The organism is Massilia frigida (assembly GCF_011682175.1).
Lineage (GTDB): Bacteria > Pseudomonadota > Gammaproteobacteria > Burkholderiales > Burkholderiaceae_D > Telluria_A > Telluria_A frigida.
The window spans coordinates 18,004-33,307 of sequence record NZ_WHJG01000025.1; the positions used below are offsets into that span (position 1 = coordinate 18,004).

Sequence of the window (15,304 nt, forward strand, 5' to 3'; positions counted from 1 at the left end):
TTCCAAGGAACCGACATGAACCGATATTCCCTGGCCGCGCTCGCCATTGCCGCCACGCTCGGCGTGGCGACGCTATCGATGCCAGCCGGCAGCCGTGCTGCCACCTCCGGCCCCTACGCCAGCAACTTGCCAGTCCAGGCCGCCATGCCGGGTTTCGATGGCGCGACCACCTGGCTCAACAGTGCACCGCTGACGCCGGCGCAACTGCGCGGCAAGGTGGTGCTGGTCGATTTCTGGACCTATTCCTGCATCAATTGCATCCGCACCGTGCCGTACGTGCGCGCCTGGGCCGGCAAGTACCGTGACATGGGCCTGGCCGTGGTCGGGGTGCATACCCCCGAGTTCAAGTTCGAAGAAGACCTGGCCAACGTGAGCGCCGCCGTCGCCCGTTTCCGGATCGATTTCCCGGTTGCGGTCGACAGCGGCCAGCGGATCTAGCAAGCCTGGGGCAACCGCGCCTGGCCCGCCTGGTATCTGGTCGATGCGAATGGCAAGATCCGCTACCGCCAGTTGGGGGAAGGCGGATACGACAAGCTGGAGCGGGCGATCCAGTCGCTGCTGGCCGAGGCGCGCGGTGGCCCGGTCGATACCGCGCTGGTCGCTCCCCCCATGCAGGCCGAGCAGCTCGCGCCCGACCTGCGCCAGCTCGATTCGAGCGAAACCTATGTCGGATACAGCCGGGCCACCAACTTCCGCTCGCCTGAACGGGTCCGCTCCGGCGCGCCGCAGGAGTACTCGGTGGGGGCACTCGCCCTGAACCAGTGGGGACTGTCCGGACGCTGGACCGTGAATGCGGAATCGGCCGTGGCCGGACAAGCGGGAAGCGGCATCGCCCACCGCTTCAGCGCACGCGACCTGCACCTGGTGATGGGAGCCGGCCAGGCCGGGCGCCAGGTACGCATCCAGGTCAGCGTCGATGGCCACGCGCCGGGCGCGGACCACGGGGCCGACATCGATGCCGATGGCAATGGCCTGGTCACGGCCACCCGCCTCTACCAATTGATCCGGCAGTCCGGCACCGTACGAGCGCGGCGCGTCGAGATCCGTTTCCTCGACAGCGGGGCCGACGTGTATGCGTTTACCTTTGGCTGACGGCGCCGCGCCAGCGCCCTTCCCCGGTCATGGCGCGTCCAGCGCACGCAGCACCAGCCGCGCTTCCAGGCCGCCTCCGGGGCGGTTGTGCAAGGTCAGCGTGCCCCCGAGCGTGAGCGCCAGCTGGCGCGCGATGGCAAGCCCCAGGCCGGTGCCGCCGGTGTCGCGGTTGCGCGAACTTTCGATCCGGTAAAACGGCGCGAACACCGCCTCCAGCGCCGCTTCCGGAATGCCCGGGCCCCGGTCCAGGACCCGGATCGTGATAACCGCTCCGGCGGAGCGCTCCATCACGATCTCTGTCTGACCTGCATACTTGAGGCCATTGTCGACCAGGTTCGTCACGACGCGCCGCAAGGCGCCCGGGCGCGTGACGACCGGCTCGCCGGGCTGGCTGCTGAACCCGACGTCGGCACCGCTGTCGCGGTAGTCGAGCGTGATGGCGTCGAGCAGGTCGTCGGGGTCGATCGCACGCGCCGGCTCCAGCAGGCCATGCATGGCGCGCGCATAGCCGATTCCTTGCCGCGCCAGGTCTTCGAGCTGCTGCAGATCCTCGATGAGGCGCTGCTGCTGCGGGGATTCATCCATGAGGTCGACGCGCAGGCGCATGCGCGTGATCGGCGTCTGCAAATCGTGCGATATCGCCGCCAGGATGCGCAGCCGTTCGTCCACGTAGGCGGCGATGCGCCGCTGCATGGCGTTGAAGGCACGCGCGGCGCGCACCACTTCCGACGGTCCTTGTTCAGGCATCCGCACTGCGCGCAGGTCCGGCCCGAGGGCGTCGGCGGCCTCGGCAAGGTTGCGCAAGGGTTTGATGGCCAGGCGCACCGCCAGCCAGCAGGCGAGCGCCACCAGGGCCAACTGTCCCGCCAGCATGTAGGGTAGCCGGGCCGACAGGGGCAGGCCGCGCCGCGGCCGGAAATCGATGGTCAGCGGCTGCCCGTCCGACAGCCGCAAATGCACCTGGAATCGTTCGGGTCCGCCGTCGACCGCATGCGCGCTAAAGGCGTAGCCGGGCGCCAGCGCGCGCGTGACCGATGCCATCAAGCGGGTCGAGTGCGGTGCGCTAACCGGTGGCCCGACGCTGCCGGTAGCGGACGAAAAACGGTAGCCGCCACGTGCAAGGCGCGGCAGCCAAGCTGCCCGCTCCGCGTGAGGCAAGCGGTCGATCAGGGCAACGGCGGTACGCACGTCGGCCTCGATGTAATCGATCATCGCCCCCATGTTGACGTCGTTGCGTTCTTCAATCGTCAGCTGGGCGGCAAGGAACTGGGCCGCGGCCAGTCCCGCCAGCAAAATGAACGACAGGCGCGCAAACAGGCTGGCCGGCGCCAGCCTGCGCAACAGGGCGATGACGCCGCTCACATCGCGCCCGCCAGCGGCGTGACCGGACATGACAGCACATACCCTTCGCTGCGCAGCGTCTTGATGTAGCGCGGCTCGCGCGGATCGTCGCGCAGGCGCTGGCGCAGGCGGCTGACCAGGATATCGATGGAGCGGTCGAAGGCCTGCGCATCGTGGCCATGGGTCAGCTCCAGCAACTGATCGCGTGTCAGCACCCGTTGCGGATGGTCGAGGAAGACCCGCAGCAGCCGGTATTCGGCGCTGCTCAGGGCGACCTCGACATCGTCATCGGCAAGCAGATGGCGTGCCACGACGTCGAGCCGCCACGCCCCGAAGCCGATCAGGCGCGCCGACTCGGTCACCTGCATGTTGGGAGGAAGCATGCGCGTGCGGCGCAATACTGCCCTGATGCGCGCCAGCAGCTCGCGCGCCGCGAACGGCTTGGCCATGTAATCGTCGGCGCCCAGCTCGAGACCGACAACGCGGTCGGTTTCATCGTCGCGCGCGGTGAGCATCAGGATCGGAATGGCGCGGTGCTTTCCCGACCGGACTTCGCGGCACAGGACCAGCCCGTCGTCACCGGGAAGCATGATGTCGAGAACGATGAGGTCCGGCGTCGAGCGTTGCAGCGCGGCCCGCATCGCGCGGCCGTCGGCCACCGCCGTACAGCACAGGCCCTGTTTTTCGAGATACGTACTGAGCAACTCACGAATGTCGCGGTCGTCGTCCACGATCAGGACATGGTCGATCTCTCCCACGGTGTTCCTTTTTTACAGTGACGGCCGCCGGCCGGGGCCGCCATAGTGCACTCAACGGCCTTTTTTGTACACGCCTTCGGCCAGCGAGGATGCGTCATCGACCACCACCAGCCCGCCTTTGTCCGCCTTCAATTCCAGGGAGGAAAACGCGGTCATGGCCGAGATCGGATTGGTCAGGCGAAAACCCGCGATGCGGGCCTGGGCCCGCTCGGGCGTCACCGCCAGCCATTGCCACGCTTCCTGGCTCTTACTGCGGCGCAGGCCGGTACGGGCCCAGACTTCCCCGGCCGGCATCGTCACCGTCGCCTCGCCGTTCTTGGGGTTGGTGTCGGCCACGGCGCTTTTGCCCGACTTCGCTTCAAATTTGACTTCGATGTTCTTCAACAAAATATCGGCCGTGCTGGCCACCGCCACCCAGCTGCCGGCCGCGGGTTCTTTCTTTGCCTTGAACTCGCTGTCGGTCTCCAGGCGGAACACCATCGGACTCTTGACCGGCGTGAGCACGATGTGGTCGTTCTTGATTTCCCAGATACCTTCGGTGCCATCGTCTTGCGAGCCATAGATGAGCATGAACTGGAATTTGCCGTTCTTGCCCAGCCAGAGCTCCGAACCGACTTCCCTCACCCCTTGCAAAAAGTAATTCCCGGGCAGGTCGTTGATGTCGGGCGGCGCGGCGAACGAGGTCAGGCTGGCCGTGGCCAGGGCGAGAGCGGGCAGGAGTCGGAGTGTGCGCATGGCAATGTTTTCATTTCGATTATAAGTAGACTATTTTACGCCAACGCCCCGTAGCCGCGCCCCGGACCTCAGGGCTTGTCGTGCCGGTCGCTCTCGACCTTGCGCAGTTCGGCGGCACGATCCTTTTCCTGGTCCGCTTTGGCGAAGTCCTCGTTGAGCGGCAGTTCCACTTCCAGGCGGCGCACCTGCGCCAGCCTGAGCACGCCGCGCGCCAGGCCGGTGCCGAGCACATGTCCGCCGAAGCTCAGGTCGTCCGAAATGAAATGCCAGTGGTAGCCCGGCACGCTGATGCCCTTGCTCAGGGCCGGGCTGCGGATGCCGACCAGGGTGCCCGCCACGGCATCGCGGGTAAACACGCTCTGCGACGTCGACACCTCGGCCAGGGGCTGGTACGGCCGGCTCTGGGCGGGAATGGCGCGCGTCGAGATGCCGCTGAACTGGCCCTTGATCTCGATCGCATAAAACATGTTCTTGTTGCCGAGCTGCTGGTCGGCCAGCGCTTCGATCGCCGCCAGGCTGGTGCTCGGTCCGAGCGCCACAGTGAGGGTCGGCACGAACGGCAGCACGTACGCGAGCGGGGTGCGGTCCGATGGCGCCGCCACGCGCACCGAGCCATCGGCGCGCACGTGATAAAACTTGCCATCGTGGACCACCATTTCGCCATCGAGGCGATTATAGGTGCCGATCCCGAAGTTCCCCTTGGCGCCCAGCTGCGCGACGGTCAGCTCGCCCTCGTACACGCCGGCCAGCAGCGCATCGATGGTCGAATACACGTACAGGGCCGGTTCCTGCGCGGCGCTGCCCAGGCTGGCCAGGCCCAGCACGAGGCCGGCCAGGCAGCGGCGATACGAACGTCCAAGTTGCATGGCGATCTCCTTTTTCAGAGTCACAGGAAGCCCGAGCGGCGCTCCGTGCCCGTATTATGCCTGCCCGTGCATGGACGCAAGCAGCGGCATCAGCCGCCATGCCGGCGCAGGTAGCGCCGCAACGCTTCGCTCGGTGTCCTGAGCGCGGCGGCGCAGCGGCCGGCATCGCCGCCGTGCGCCGCCAGCGCCGCCGCGATCTCGGCCGGCGCGATCTGGCCAATCTGGCGGATGGCGGGATGCTCCTCGATCAGCTTGTACATTGATGGCCGCGACACCCCCAGCGCCAGTGCCGCGTTGCGGATCAGCCAGCCGTTGGATTCCAGCGCGTCCAGCACCGCTTGTCCACTCAGCTTGCCCAGCCTGACGCGCGCCGGCCGCCCCGCCACGCCCGGCACCAGCGCCTCGAAGGCCAGCGGCTGGCCCGCCTGCGCGGCGCTGAGGGCGCGCTGCACCACGCTGCCGAGCTGGCGCACATTGCCGGGCCAGTCGTAGTTGCACAGCTGGCTGATGAACGCCAGCGGCAATGCGGGCGCGCTGCCGGTGCGCCCGCTCCAGGCTTGCATGAAGTGCAGCACCAGCACGCCGATATCGCAGCGCCGCTCGCGCAGGGGCGGCAGGCGCACCACCAGCGCTTCGAGGCGGCGCAGCAAGGACTGGTTGAAGCTGCCATCGTGCAGATCGTGGTCGCTGGCGACGACCAGGCGGACCCGGGCCGGCTCGTTGGCGCGCATACCGGCGGGCCGGTACTGGCCAGTCTTGAGCACGCGCAGCAGCAGCGCCTGTACCGCCTGCGGCGCCGTGCCTATCTTGTCGAGAAACAGGGTGCCGTCATCGACCCGGGCCAAGGCGCCCGTGCCGGCGCCGAACAGCTCGGGCGCCGCCTGCGCTTCGGCCACGGTTGCCATGTTGACCGTCACCATCGGGCTGCGGCAGCGCGCGCTGGCGTGATGGATCGCTTGCGCGGCGAGCTCCTTGCCGCTGCCGGCTTCGCCCAGCAGCAGCACCGGCAGGTCGGTCGCGGCCACCTGCCGGATCAGCTCACGCAGGCGGATCGCGGCGCTGCCGACCCCGTGCACGCCGGCAATCGCGCTGTCCTGGGGCAGGCGGTCCATCCAGTGCACGCACAGCAGCACCACGCCACCCAGGCCGATGACCAGGCCCGCATCGACCTGTTCGGCGGTGCAGCGGGTACCCGCGCCGGCCAGCATGGCGCCGTTCAGTTCCACCCGCATGCGGCTTTTCGGCAGCAGCAGGCTCACGCCATGGTCGCGATGGCGCCGCAGCCGCAGTGCATCGCGCGCAATGCGGCGCTGCCCGAGCGGCTGCGCACCGCCCGCGAGGCCGCCGAACAGCGGCGCGAAGCGATTGAGCTCGATGTCGCCGCTGCCCGGCGCGGCGATGCACTGCTCGCCGATCCGCTGCGGCTGCGGGTGCCACAGGATGGTCAGCGCCAGCCGCTGCGCGGCGCGGCCCGCCAGCGCGCAGACCGGCGAGGCCAGGGTGTTTTCAGCGTCGATCAGGGAAAGGCTCACGGGCGCTAGTCCGGCATGAAGAGGCGGTAGCCGACGCCGGTTTCGGTCAGCAGGTAGCGCGGCTGCGCCGGATCGTCTTCGAGCTTGTGGCGCAGGTGGCCCATGTAGATGCGCAGGTAGTGGCCATCCTCGCCGTGCGACGGCCCCCACACCTCGCGCAGCAGCTGCGGATTGGTGACCACGCGCCCGGCATTGGCCACGATCACCGACAGCAGGCGGAACTCGGTCGGGGTCAGGTGCACGTGCTGGCCACCCCTGGTGATGTGGCGCGCTTTCAGGTCCACGCTCACGGAACCGAAGCGCACCAGCGCGGCGGGCGCGGCGCCCGGCTGGCGCTGGCGGCGCAAGGTGGCGCGCACGCGCGCCTGCAACTCGCCCACGCCGAACGGCTTGGTCAGGTAATCGTCGGCGCCGGCGTCGAGCGCGCGGATCTTGTCGGCCTCGCCCACCCGTGCCGACAGCACGATCACCGGCACCCCCGACCACTTGCGCAGGTCGGTAATGAAGGCGATGCCGTCGCCGTCGGGCAGGCCCAGGTCCAGCACCACCAGGTCGGGCGTGCGCGTGCCGGCGTCGATCAGGCCGCGCTGCATGGTGGCCGCCTCGAACACCACCCAGCCCTCGTCTTCGAGCGCGGCGCGCACGAAGCGGCGGATCTGCGGCTCATCTTCGACCAGCAGGGCGGTGGGGGCGGAATCAGTCATCGGGCGGGGCAAAGGTTTCAGGTTTCGGGTTCAGGGCCGGGCGGCGGCGTCCCGAGCGGCAGGTTGACGACCAGCGAGGCGCCGCCGGCGGACGACACGCCAGCCTCGATTTTACCGCCATGCGCCTCGATGATCGCGCGGCAGATGGCCAGCCCCAGGCCCACGCCCGGTTGCGCCGATTCGCGCTCGCCGCGCGCGAACTTCTCGAACAGGGTCTCGGCCCGTCCGGCGGGGAAGCCCGGGCCGTCGTCGTCGACGCGCAATTGCAGCCATATGCCATGGACTGCGCCGGACACCACGATGGTCGAACCGGGCGGCGTGTACTTGGCGGCGTTCTCCAGCAGGTTGTACAACACCCGCTCGATCAGTACCGCGTCGAAGCGCACCAGCGGCAGGCCGGGCGCGAGCGCGGTGCGCACCACATGTGCGCGCAGCGGCGTGGCGCAGGCGCGCAGGGCGCTGCCGACCACTTCTTCGAGCGGGTGCCACTGCATGTTGAAGGTGATCTGCCCGCTCTGGATGCGCGCCATTTCCAGCAGGTTCGCCACCAGGGCGCTCATGCGCAGCGCTTCGTCATGCAGGATGGCGGCCATGTCGCGCTGCGGCGCGGCCAGTGCCGGACTGGAAGCGGCCAGCGATTCCGACAGTCCCACCAGCAAGGTCAAGGGCGTGCGCAGGTCGTGCGACAGGGCCGCCAGCAGCGAATTGCGCAGGCGTTCGGACTCCATGTTCACCAGCGCATCCTGCGCCACCTCGATGTAGTGCACCCGTTCGAGCGCGATGGCGGCCAGCGCTGCGAAGGTGTCGAGCTGGGTGCGTTGTTCGGGAATGAGCATCCAGCGCTGTTGTTCCGGTTCGATGGCCAGCACGCCGCGCGTGCGCATCGGGGCCACCAGCGGCAGGTAGAACAAGGCACTGGCCGGCAGGGTGCCGCTGCCCAGGCCCGCGCTTTGCGCATGGTCGAAGGCCCATTGGGCGATGCCGATGTCGGCCTTGGCGCCGGGCGGCGCTTGCAGGCGGCCTTCGGCATCCGGCACCAGCAGGGTGGCACCGGCGCGGAAGGTGCGGGCGATGGCATCGCGCGTGGCGTCCACGATCTGCCCGGTCTGGAGCGCGCCGGACAGCTCGCGCGCGAATTCGTACAGCGCGCGCGAACGGTGCTCGCGGTGCGCCGCCACGCGCGCCTGGAACCGCAAGCCGGCCGTCAGGTGGCCGGTGATCAGGCCGACCGCCAGCATGACGCCGAAGGTAATCAGGTATTCCAGGTCGGAGACGGCAAAGTCGAAGCGCGGGGTGACGAAGAAAAAATCGAAGCAGGCCACGCAGAGGCAGGTGCACAGCACCGACGGCCCGCGCCCGAAGCGCACCGCCACCAGCACCACCACCAGCAGGAGCAGCATGGCGATGTTGGCCAGGTCGACGTAGCCGACCAGCGGCGAAAGCAGCAGCGCGGCGGCCAGGCTGGCCGCGCCCGACCAGGCATACGCGGCGGCGCGCCGTTTGCCGCTGTCGAACGCCAGGATGACGGTGTTCGTTTCCGGCGCCGCCTCGGCCGCACGCGGCTTGCCGCCGCCGACTTCGATCAGGTCGATATCGGGCGCGAGGCTGGCGATGCGGTCGCGGTGCGCGTGCCGCCAGGGCCAGGACCGGTGCGCGCGCGCCAGCAGCAGCTTGGACATATTGTGTTCGCGCGCGTAGCCGACGATGGCCTCGGCGATGTCGCGTCCCGCCAGCACCGCCGTGTGCGCGCCCAGTTCCTGCGCCAGGCGCAGTGTTTTCAGGGTCAGTTCGCGCCGGGGCGCCGGATTGCGCTGCAGGGCCGGCGTTTCCACGTACACGGCATGCCAGTCGGCGCCCAGCTGGCCGGCCAGGCGCGCAGTGCTGCGCACCACGTGCTCGGCATCGGCACGCGGCCCCACGCAGGCCAGCAGCGCGCCGCCGGTCTTCCAGACCGTACCGATCGATTGTTCGATGCGGTAGGCACGCACGTCGTCTTCGACCCGGTCGGCGGTACGGCGCAGGGCCAGCTCGCGCAGGGCGATCAGGTTCCCTTTGCGGAAAAAATTTTTCGAAGCGCGTTCGGCCTGTTCCGGCCGATATACCTTGCCGCTGCGCAGGCGCGCCAGCAATTCGTCGGCCGGCAGGTCGACCAGGACCACTTCGTCGGCGCCGTCGAACACGGTGTCGGGCACCGTTTCGGCCACGCGCACGCCGGTAATCCCGCCCACCACGTCGTTCAGGCTGTCCAGGTGCTGGACATTGACGGTGGTGAACACGTCGATGCCGGCCGCCAGCAGCTCTTCCACATCCTGCCAGCGCTTGGGGTGGCGCGAGCCGGGCGCGTTGGCGTGGGCCAGCTCGTCGACCAGGATCAGGGACGGCGCGGCGGCCAGCGCGGCATCGAGGTCGAATTCGCGCAGCGCCTTGCCGCGGTGGGCGAGCGTGGCCGGGCCGAGCTGGTCCAGGCCATCGAGCAGGGCGGCGGTGTCGGCGCGGCCGTGGGTTTCGAGCACGCCGACCAGCACCGCCACGCCGTCGGCGCGCAGCTTGCGGGCGGCGACCAGCATGGCGCAGGTTTTACCGACGCCGGCCGAGGCGCCGAAATAGATGCGCAGCTTGCCGCGCGCGGCCTTGCGCTCCCCGCTCTGGACCTGGGCCAGCAGGGCGTCGGGGTCGGCGCGTTGGGTTTCAGTGGGGGACATGGCGGCCTTTGTTACTCATGGCCCCGAGTATACGCCCTGTCCAGCGCGAGATTGAGCGCCAGCACATTGACCCGCGCTTCGCCGAACACGCCCAGCACCGGCATGATGGCCAGTTCCCCGATCAGGGCCTCGACCCGCTCGCGCGGCAGCGTGCGTGCGCGCGCCACCCTGCCCGCCTGGTAGCGCGCCGCCGCCAGGCTGATTTCCGGATCGAGCCCGCTGGCCGATGCGCTGACCAGGTCCACCGGTACCGGCGCCGTATTGCCCGGATCGGCCGTGCGCAGCGCCGCCACCCTGCCCTGCACCGCCGCCATCAGCGCCGGGTTGAGCGGCCCCAGGTTCGACCCGGCACTGGCGATCGCATGGTTGGCCATCGGTGCGGTCGCCGATGGACGTCCCCAGAAGTAGCCGGGCGAGGCGAACGATTGCCCGATCAGGCGCGAGCCGACCGTCCGTCCGCCCTGCGTCACCAGGCTGCCGCGCACCTGGTCGGGAAAGGCGGCGTAGCCGATGCCGGTCACCGCCAGCGGATACAGCCCGCCCACGACCAGGGTCAGCGCGCCGAACAGCATGATGGCGGGGCGAAAAGTGGTTTTCATGAAGATGTCCTTTCTAGACCAGGTGAAGCGCCGACAGCAGCATGTCGATCAGCTTGATGCCGATGAACGGCAGCACGATGCCGCCCCCACCGTACAGGAGGATATTGCGGCGCAGCAGGGCCGCCGCGCCGATGGCCCGGTAGCGCACGCCCTTGAGCGCGAGCGGAATCAGGACCACGATGATGAGGGCATTGAAAATCACGGCCGACAGGATGGCCGAATCGGGGCTGGCCAGGTGCATCACGTCCAGGCTTTTCAGCTGCGGATACGTGCCCACGAAGGCCGCCGGAATGATCGCAAAATACTTGGCGATGTCGTTCGCGATCGAGAACGTGGTGAGCGAACCGCGCGTCATCAGCATCTGTTTGCCGATTTGGACGATGTCGAGCAGCTTGGTCGGATTCGAATCCAGGTCGACCATGTTGCCGGCCTCCTTGGCGGCCTGGGTGCCCGAGTTCATGGCCACCGCCACGTCGGCCTGGGCCAGCGCCGGCGCGTCGTTGGTGCCGTCGCCGGTCATCGCCACCAGCCGGCCTTCGGCCTGGTAGCTGCGAATCAGATTGAGCTTGTCCTCCGGCGTGGCCTCGGCCAGGAAATCGTCCACGCCCGCTTCGGCGGCAATGGCGGCGGCGGTCAGCTTGTTGTCGCCGGTGATCATCACGGTCTTGATGCCCATGCGGCGCAGCTCGGCGAAGCGCTCGCGGATGCCGCCCTTGACGATATCCTTCAACTCCACCACGCCCATCACGCGGCCATCGTCGGCCACCACCACCAGCGGCGTGCTGCCACGGCGCGCCACCTCGTCGGCCATGCGCGCCATCTCGGGCGGATACACCAGGCCGAGCGCCTCCACATGCTTTTTCACCGACTCGGCCGCGCCCTTGCGCAGCTGGCGCGCGCCGGCATCGATGCCGCTCATGCGCGTGTTGGCGCTAAATGGAATGAACCTGGCCTGCAGGCTGGCCATGTCGCGTTCGCGGATATTGAAGCGCTGCTTGGCCAGCACCACGATCGAGCGCCCTTCCGGGGTTTCGTCGGCCAGCGAGGCCAGTTGCGCCACGTCCGCCAGTTCCTGCTCGCTCACGCCCGGCGCGGGAAAGAAGGCCGCAGCCTGGCGGTTGCCCAGCGTGATGGTGCCGGTTTTATCGAGCAGCAGCACGTCGACGTCGCCGGCCGCTTCCACCGCGCGGCCCGAGGTGGCGATCACGTTGGCGCCCATCATGCGGCTCATGCCGGCCACGCCGACCGACGACAGCAGCGCACCGATGGTGGTCGGGATCAGGCACACCAGCAGCGCGACCAGCACCGTGACGCTGACCGGTTTGCCGGCGCCGGCGGCGGCCACGCCGAACAGCGAAAACGGCAGCAGGGTCACGGTGACGACCAAAAACACGATACTCAAGGCCACCAGCAGGATGGTGAGGGCGATTTCGTTGGGCGTCTTCTGGCGCCTGGCGCCTTCGACCATCGAGATCATGCGGTCGAGGAAAGTCTCGCCCGGGTTGGCCGTCACCCGCACCACCAGCCAGTCCGACAGCACGCGGGTGCCGCCGGTGACGGCCGAAAAGTCGCCGCCCGACTCGCGGATGACCGGCGCCGATTCCCCCGTGATGGCGCTTTCGTCGACCGAGGCCACGCCTTCGATGACCTCACCGTCGATCGGGATCACGTCGCCCGCTTCGACCAGGATGGTATTGCCCTTGCGCAGATCGGCGCCGGCCACCGGCAGCCAGGTGGTGCCGTATCTGGGCGTGGCCAGCTGCTTGGCGCTGACGGATTTCTTCAGACCGCGCAACGACGCGGCCTGCGCCTTGCTGCGCCGTTCGGCCAGCGCTTCGGCGAAGTTCGCGAACAGCACGGTGAACCACAGCCAGATGGCAATCGCCAGGATGAAACCGCTGCCGGTATCGCCCTTGCCGGCGACGGCCTGGAAGTACATCAAGGTGGTGAGGATGCTGCCGACGTAGACGACGAACATGACGGGACTGCGCAATTGCGTGCGCGGTCCCAGCTTCAGCACGGCGTCGACGATGGCGGGACCGATCAGCGCCATATCGAACAGCGTGAGCGTAGTGCGGGTGGTGGCTGCCGGTGGCAGCGGGAGTGCTTGCGACATCATAGGCTCCGCATGAAGTTAGTTGGTATAGAGCTGCAAATGCTCGGCAACGGGGCCGAGCGCCAGCGCCGGGACGTAATTGAGCACGCCGACCAGCATGACCACGCCCACCAGCAGGCCGACGAAGACCGGGCCGTGCGTGGGCATGGTGCCGGCATTGGCTTGCAGGCGCGGCTTGGCGGCCAGCGCGCCGGCCATCGCCAGCACCGGCACGATCACGGCAAAGCGCCCGAACCACATGGCGATGGCCAGCATGGTGTTATAGAACGGCGTATTGGCCGACAAGCCCGCGAAGGCGCTGCCGTTGTTGTTGGCCGCCGAACTGAAGGCGTACAGGATCTCCGAGAAGCCGTGCGCGCCGGGATTGGCGATGCCGGCCCGGCCCGCGTCCAGCATCACCGCCAGCGCGGTCCCGCCCAGCACCAGCAGCGGCGTGACCAGGATGGCGATCGCGCTCATTTTCATTTCATGGGCCTGGATTTTCTTGCCCAGGTATTCCGGCGTGCGGCCGATCATCAGGCCGGCGATGAACACCGCCATGATGGCGAAGACCAGCATCCCGTACAGGCCCGAGCCGACCCCGCCGAACACCACTTCGCCCAGTTGCATGAGCAGCATCGGCACCATGCCGCCAATGGGCGTGAACGAATCGTGCATGGCGTTGACGGCGCCGCAGGAGGCGGCCGTGGTCACGGCGGCGAACATGGACGAGGCGGCGATGCCGAAGCGCACTTCCTTGCCTTCCATATTGCCACCGGCCTGCAAGCTGCCCGCGCCCTGGTCGACGCCCAGCGCCGCCAGTTGCGGGTGCACGGCCTGTTCCGCGCTCATAAGCAGCACGGTGGCCGCCACGAAGATCAGGCTCATGGCGGCCAGCACGGCCCAGCCCTGGCGCGGGTCGCCGACCATGCGCCCGAAGGTAAAGCACAGCGCGGCCGGAATGAGGAAAATCGCCAGCATCTGGGCAAAGTTCGACAGGGCGGTCGGGTTCTCGTACGGATGGGCGGAATTGGCGTTGAAGAAGCCGCCGCCGTTGGTGCCGATCAGCTTGATCGCTTCCTGCGAGGCGACCGGACCCATGGCGATGCTCTGGGTGGTAGCCACGCTTGCTTGCGTTTCCGGCTGGCCGTCCGGGCCGGCGCCGGCGACCGTGTAGGCGACCGGCTCGATCAGCTGCACTTGCTGGTAGCTGTTGAAGTTCTGGACCACGCCCTGCCCCATCAGGAACACGGCCAACAGCAGCGATAGCGGCAGCAGCACGTACAGCGTCGAGCGGGTGAGGTCGGCCCAGAAGTTGCCGATCGATGCCGCCGAGCGCGAAGCGAAGCCGCGCATCAGGGCGAACGCGACGGCCATGCCGGTGGCGGCGGAAAAGAAGTTCTGGCCCGCCAGCGCCACCATCTGGGTCAGGTAGCTCATGGTCTGTTCGCCGCCGTAGCCTTGCCAGTTGGTGTTGGCGACAAAGCTGACGGCGGTATTGAACGAGGAATCGGGGCTGACATTGGCCAGCGCCTGCGGATTGAGCGGCAGGAAGGCCTGCAGGCGCTGCACGCCATACACGAACAGGGCGCCCAGGCCGTTAAACACCAGCAGCGCGCTCGCATACGATTGCCAGCCCATGCCGGCGCCGGGCGACACGCCGGCGGCGCGGTACAGCAGCCGCTCGAGCGGCGCCAGCCAGCCGAAGCCGGGTACGGCGCCGCCCGCGGCGACCCTGGCCAGCAGGCGTCCCAGCGGCCAGGCCAGCGCCAGCAGCACGGCCAGAAAGGCGCCCAGCAGCGCCATCGATTGCGTGGTCATCACAGGTCCTCCGCATTGAGCAACGCGTGCAGCAGGTAGAGCAGCAGGCCGGCGGCGACCAGCCCGCCTATATAAACAATGTCCATTACTTCTTGTCCCCCAATGTGGCGCAGCCGGCCGCGAAAGCGCAGCTCAAGCCGAAAAAGAGCAGGAGCGCTCCGATGAAAATCAGGTCCATATCAGCCTCGAACGACGTGGTTTTGTGATTGATGAGCGTATCGGCAAGCGTCTAAAAATGGTGTAAAGAGTTGCCGCGCAGGTGTAAACAAAGCGTAAAAGCGGGTATTAAAAGGTCTTGCTGACGGTCAGCAGCAGCGCACGCTTGCCGAGGAATTTGCCGTTCGCCGGCGAGGCGTAGGCGGCTTTGCCGGCATCGGTGCCGATCGCGGCCAGCGCCACGTTCGCCACGCCGAACTCCCTGGTGATGCCGATCTTGTAGTCGGTGTAGCTGGCGGCGCTATGGTGAGCCACGCGCTGGCGCCCGGCGTGCAGGTTGAGCACGAAGCCCTTGCCCAGACCGGGATTGGCGGCCAGCTCGAGGTAGCCGCTGCGCTTGCTGTCCAGGTAGCCGAACAGGTTGCCGAGCGCGTGCGAATACTTGATCAGCGCGGCGCCGTACGCGAGCTGGCCGTGGGCCTCGGTGGTGTTGGCGTTGGCGAAGCCGGCTACGTGGCCGAGTTTGTTGGATGGATAGACGTAGGTGAGCATGCCGGCGTCGTAAGCGATGCCGGGCGCCAGTTCGCCGCGCTTGCCGCCGTAGATGTCGAGTTCGACCTTGCCGTCGCCGCCGGCGTCGCGGATCCAGGTGATGGTCGAGGCCCAGGCGCCGGCGTACCAGCCGGATGGCGTAGGCGCCAGGTCGGCACCGCCTTGCAGCGCGGGCTGGAGGCGGGTTTGCGACATGCCGCGATAGCGATAGTCGCTGGCGAGGGCCGTGTTCAGACTGAACCCGGTGGCGGCGGATGCTGTCTGCGCAGAGACAGACAGCAGGGCTGCGAGAATGGCGATCTTCATGGTGCTTCTTTCTTTGCTGTGTGGGAAATGGAGACAGGGCACATC

At 68.1% G+C, this 15,304-nt stretch carries 15 protein-coding genes; 3 read left to right on the forward strand and 12 right to left on the reverse strand.

The window, feature by feature from the left end:
* Window positions 1-15: 15 nt before the first annotated feature.
* Together F2P44_RS35155 and F2P44_RS35160 are read left to right on the forward strand one after the other, a co-directional pair.
* Window positions 16-438, forward strand: a complete 423-nt coding sequence (locus F2P44_RS35155; RefSeq protein WP_223165080.1) for a redoxin family protein — start codon at window positions 16-18, stop codon at window positions 436-438.
* Between the two features lie 72 nt (window positions 439-510).
* On the forward strand, window positions 511-1,092 hold the full coding sequence (locus tag F2P44_RS35160) for a hypothetical protein (protein ID WP_223165081.1): 582 nt from the start codon (window positions 511-513) through the stop codon (window positions 1,090-1,092).
* 27 nt (window positions 1,093-1,119) lie between these two features.
* Here the strand turns inward: F2P44_RS35160 and F2P44_RS21465 are convergent, their stop codons facing one another.
* From F2P44_RS21465 to F2P44_RS36625, 11 genes are all read right to left on the reverse strand, one after another.
* Window positions 1,120-2,484: an ATP-binding protein gene (locus tag F2P44_RS21465; protein ID WP_167089137.1), complete on the reverse strand. Its 1,365-nt coding sequence runs from the start codon at window positions 2,482-2,484 to the stop codon at window positions 1,120-1,122.
* Window positions 2,451-3,191: a response regulator gene (locus F2P44_RS21470; RefSeq protein ID WP_167089139.1), complete on the reverse strand. Its 741-nt coding sequence runs from the start codon at window positions 3,189-3,191 to the stop codon at window positions 2,451-2,453. Before F2P44_RS21470 ends, F2P44_RS21465 begins: the two co-directional genes overlap by 34 nt.
* Before the next feature lie 51 nt (window positions 3,192-3,242).
* Window positions 3,243-3,926: a hypothetical protein gene (locus F2P44_RS21475; RefSeq protein WP_167089141.1), complete on the reverse strand. Its 684-nt coding sequence runs from the start codon at window positions 3,924-3,926 to the stop codon at window positions 3,243-3,245.
* A gap of 68 nt (window positions 3,927-3,994) precedes the next feature.
* Window positions 3,995-4,792 (reverse strand): acetolactate decarboxylase, encoded by a 798-nt coding sequence (gene budA, locus F2P44_RS21480; RefSeq protein WP_167089143.1) that lies wholly within the window; start codon window positions 4,790-4,792, stop codon window positions 3,995-3,997.
* Window positions 4,793-4,881: 89 nt separating this feature from the next.
* Complete coding sequence (locus F2P44_RS21485; RefSeq protein WP_167089145.1) at window positions 4,882-6,324, reverse strand: sigma 54-interacting transcriptional regulator; 1,443 nt, start codon at window positions 6,322-6,324, stop codon at window positions 4,882-4,884.
* 5 nt (window positions 6,325-6,329) lie between these two features.
* Window positions 6,330-7,028 (reverse strand): two-component system response regulator KdpE, encoded by a 699-nt coding sequence (gene kdpE / locus F2P44_RS21490; RefSeq protein ID WP_167089147.1) that lies wholly within the window; start codon window positions 7,026-7,028, stop codon window positions 6,330-6,332.
* Window positions 7,029-7,045: 17 nt separating this feature from the next.
* Entirely contained in the window at window positions 7,046-9,730 is a 2,685-nt protein-coding gene (locus F2P44_RS21495; RefSeq protein WP_167089149.1) for a DUF4118 domain-containing protein, read from the reverse strand.
* Window positions 9,731-9,741: 11 nt separating this feature from the next.
* Entirely contained in the window at window positions 9,742-10,329 is a 588-nt protein-coding gene (kdpC, locus tag F2P44_RS21500) for a potassium-transporting ATPase subunit KdpC (protein WP_167089151.1), read from the reverse strand.
* Window positions 10,330-10,342: 13 nt separating this feature from the next.
* The gene (kdpB, locus tag F2P44_RS21505; protein WP_167089153.1) at window positions 10,343-12,445 is read right to left on the reverse strand and encodes a potassium-transporting ATPase subunit KdpB; all 2,103 of its coding nucleotides are present in this window, start codon (window positions 12,443-12,445) and stop codon (window positions 10,343-10,345) included.
* Between the two features lie 18 nt (window positions 12,446-12,463).
* A complete protein-coding gene (kdpA, locus tag F2P44_RS21510; RefSeq protein WP_167089155.1) occupies window positions 12,464-14,245 on the reverse strand; it encodes a potassium-transporting ATPase subunit KdpA in 1,782 nt (593 codons plus the stop codon).
* Window positions 14,245-14,292 carry a hypothetical protein gene (locus F2P44_RS36625; protein WP_370662735.1) on the reverse strand — a complete coding sequence of 16 codons (48 nt, stop codon included), beginning with the start codon at window positions 14,290-14,292 and terminating at the stop codon, window positions 14,245-14,247. The genes kdpA and F2P44_RS36625 overlap by 1 nt, the downstream gene beginning before the upstream one ends.
* On the opposite strand from F2P44_RS36625, the gene F2P44_RS35695 reads away from it, so the two are divergent.
* Entirely contained in the window at window positions 14,272-14,451 is a 180-nt protein-coding gene (locus F2P44_RS35695; RefSeq protein WP_229423676.1) for a hypothetical protein, read from the forward strand. The genes F2P44_RS36625 and F2P44_RS35695 overlap by 21 nt on opposite strands.
* A 79-nt stretch (window positions 14,452-14,530) precedes the next feature.
* Here the strand turns inward: F2P44_RS35695 and F2P44_RS21520 are convergent, their stop codons facing one another.
* Entirely contained in the window at window positions 14,531-15,259 is a 729-nt protein-coding gene (locus F2P44_RS21520; protein WP_167089157.1) for a TorF family putative porin, read from the reverse strand.
* Between the last annotated feature and the right edge of the window lie 45 nt (window positions 15,260-15,304).

Bases quoted from the DNA above. Each gene is read 5' to 3' on its own strand.
- budA (WP_167089143.1), bottom strand. From the start codon at position 4,792: ATGCAACTTGGACGTTCGTATCGCCGCTGCCTGGCCGGCCTCGTGCTG.
- kdpC (WP_167089151.1), bottom strand. From the start codon at position 10,329: ATGAAAACCACTTTTCGCCCCGCCATCATGCTGTTCGGCGCGCTGACC.
- F2P44_RS21465 (WP_167089137.1), bottom strand. From the start codon at position 2,484: ATGTCCGGTCACGCCGCTGGCGGGCGCGATGTGAGCGGCGTCATCGCC.
- kdpA (WP_167089155.1), bottom strand. From the start codon at position 14,245: ATGACCACGCAATCGATGGCGCTGCTGGGCGCCTTTCTGGCCGTGCTG.
- kdpB (WP_167089153.1), bottom strand. From the start codon at position 12,445: ATGTCGCAAGCACTCCCGCTGCCACCGGCAGCCACCACCCGCACTACG.
- F2P44_RS21495 (WP_167089149.1), bottom strand. From the start codon at position 9,730: ATGTCCCCCACTGAAACCCAACGCGCCGACCCCGACGCCCTGCTGGCC.
- F2P44_RS35155 (WP_223165080.1), top strand. From the start codon at position 16: ATGAACCGATATTCCCTGGCCGCGCTCGCCATTGCCGCCACGCTCGGC.
- kdpE (WP_167089147.1), bottom strand. From the start codon at position 7,028: ATGACTGATTCCGCCCCCACCGCCCTGCTGGTCGAAGATGAGCCGCAG.
- F2P44_RS21475 (WP_167089141.1), bottom strand. From the start codon at position 3,926: ATGCGCACACTCCGACTCCTGCCCGCTCTCGCCCTGGCCACGGCCAGC.
- F2P44_RS21520 (WP_167089157.1), bottom strand. From the start codon at position 15,259: ATGAAGATCGCCATTCTCGCAGCCCTGCTGTCTGTCTCTGCGCAGACA.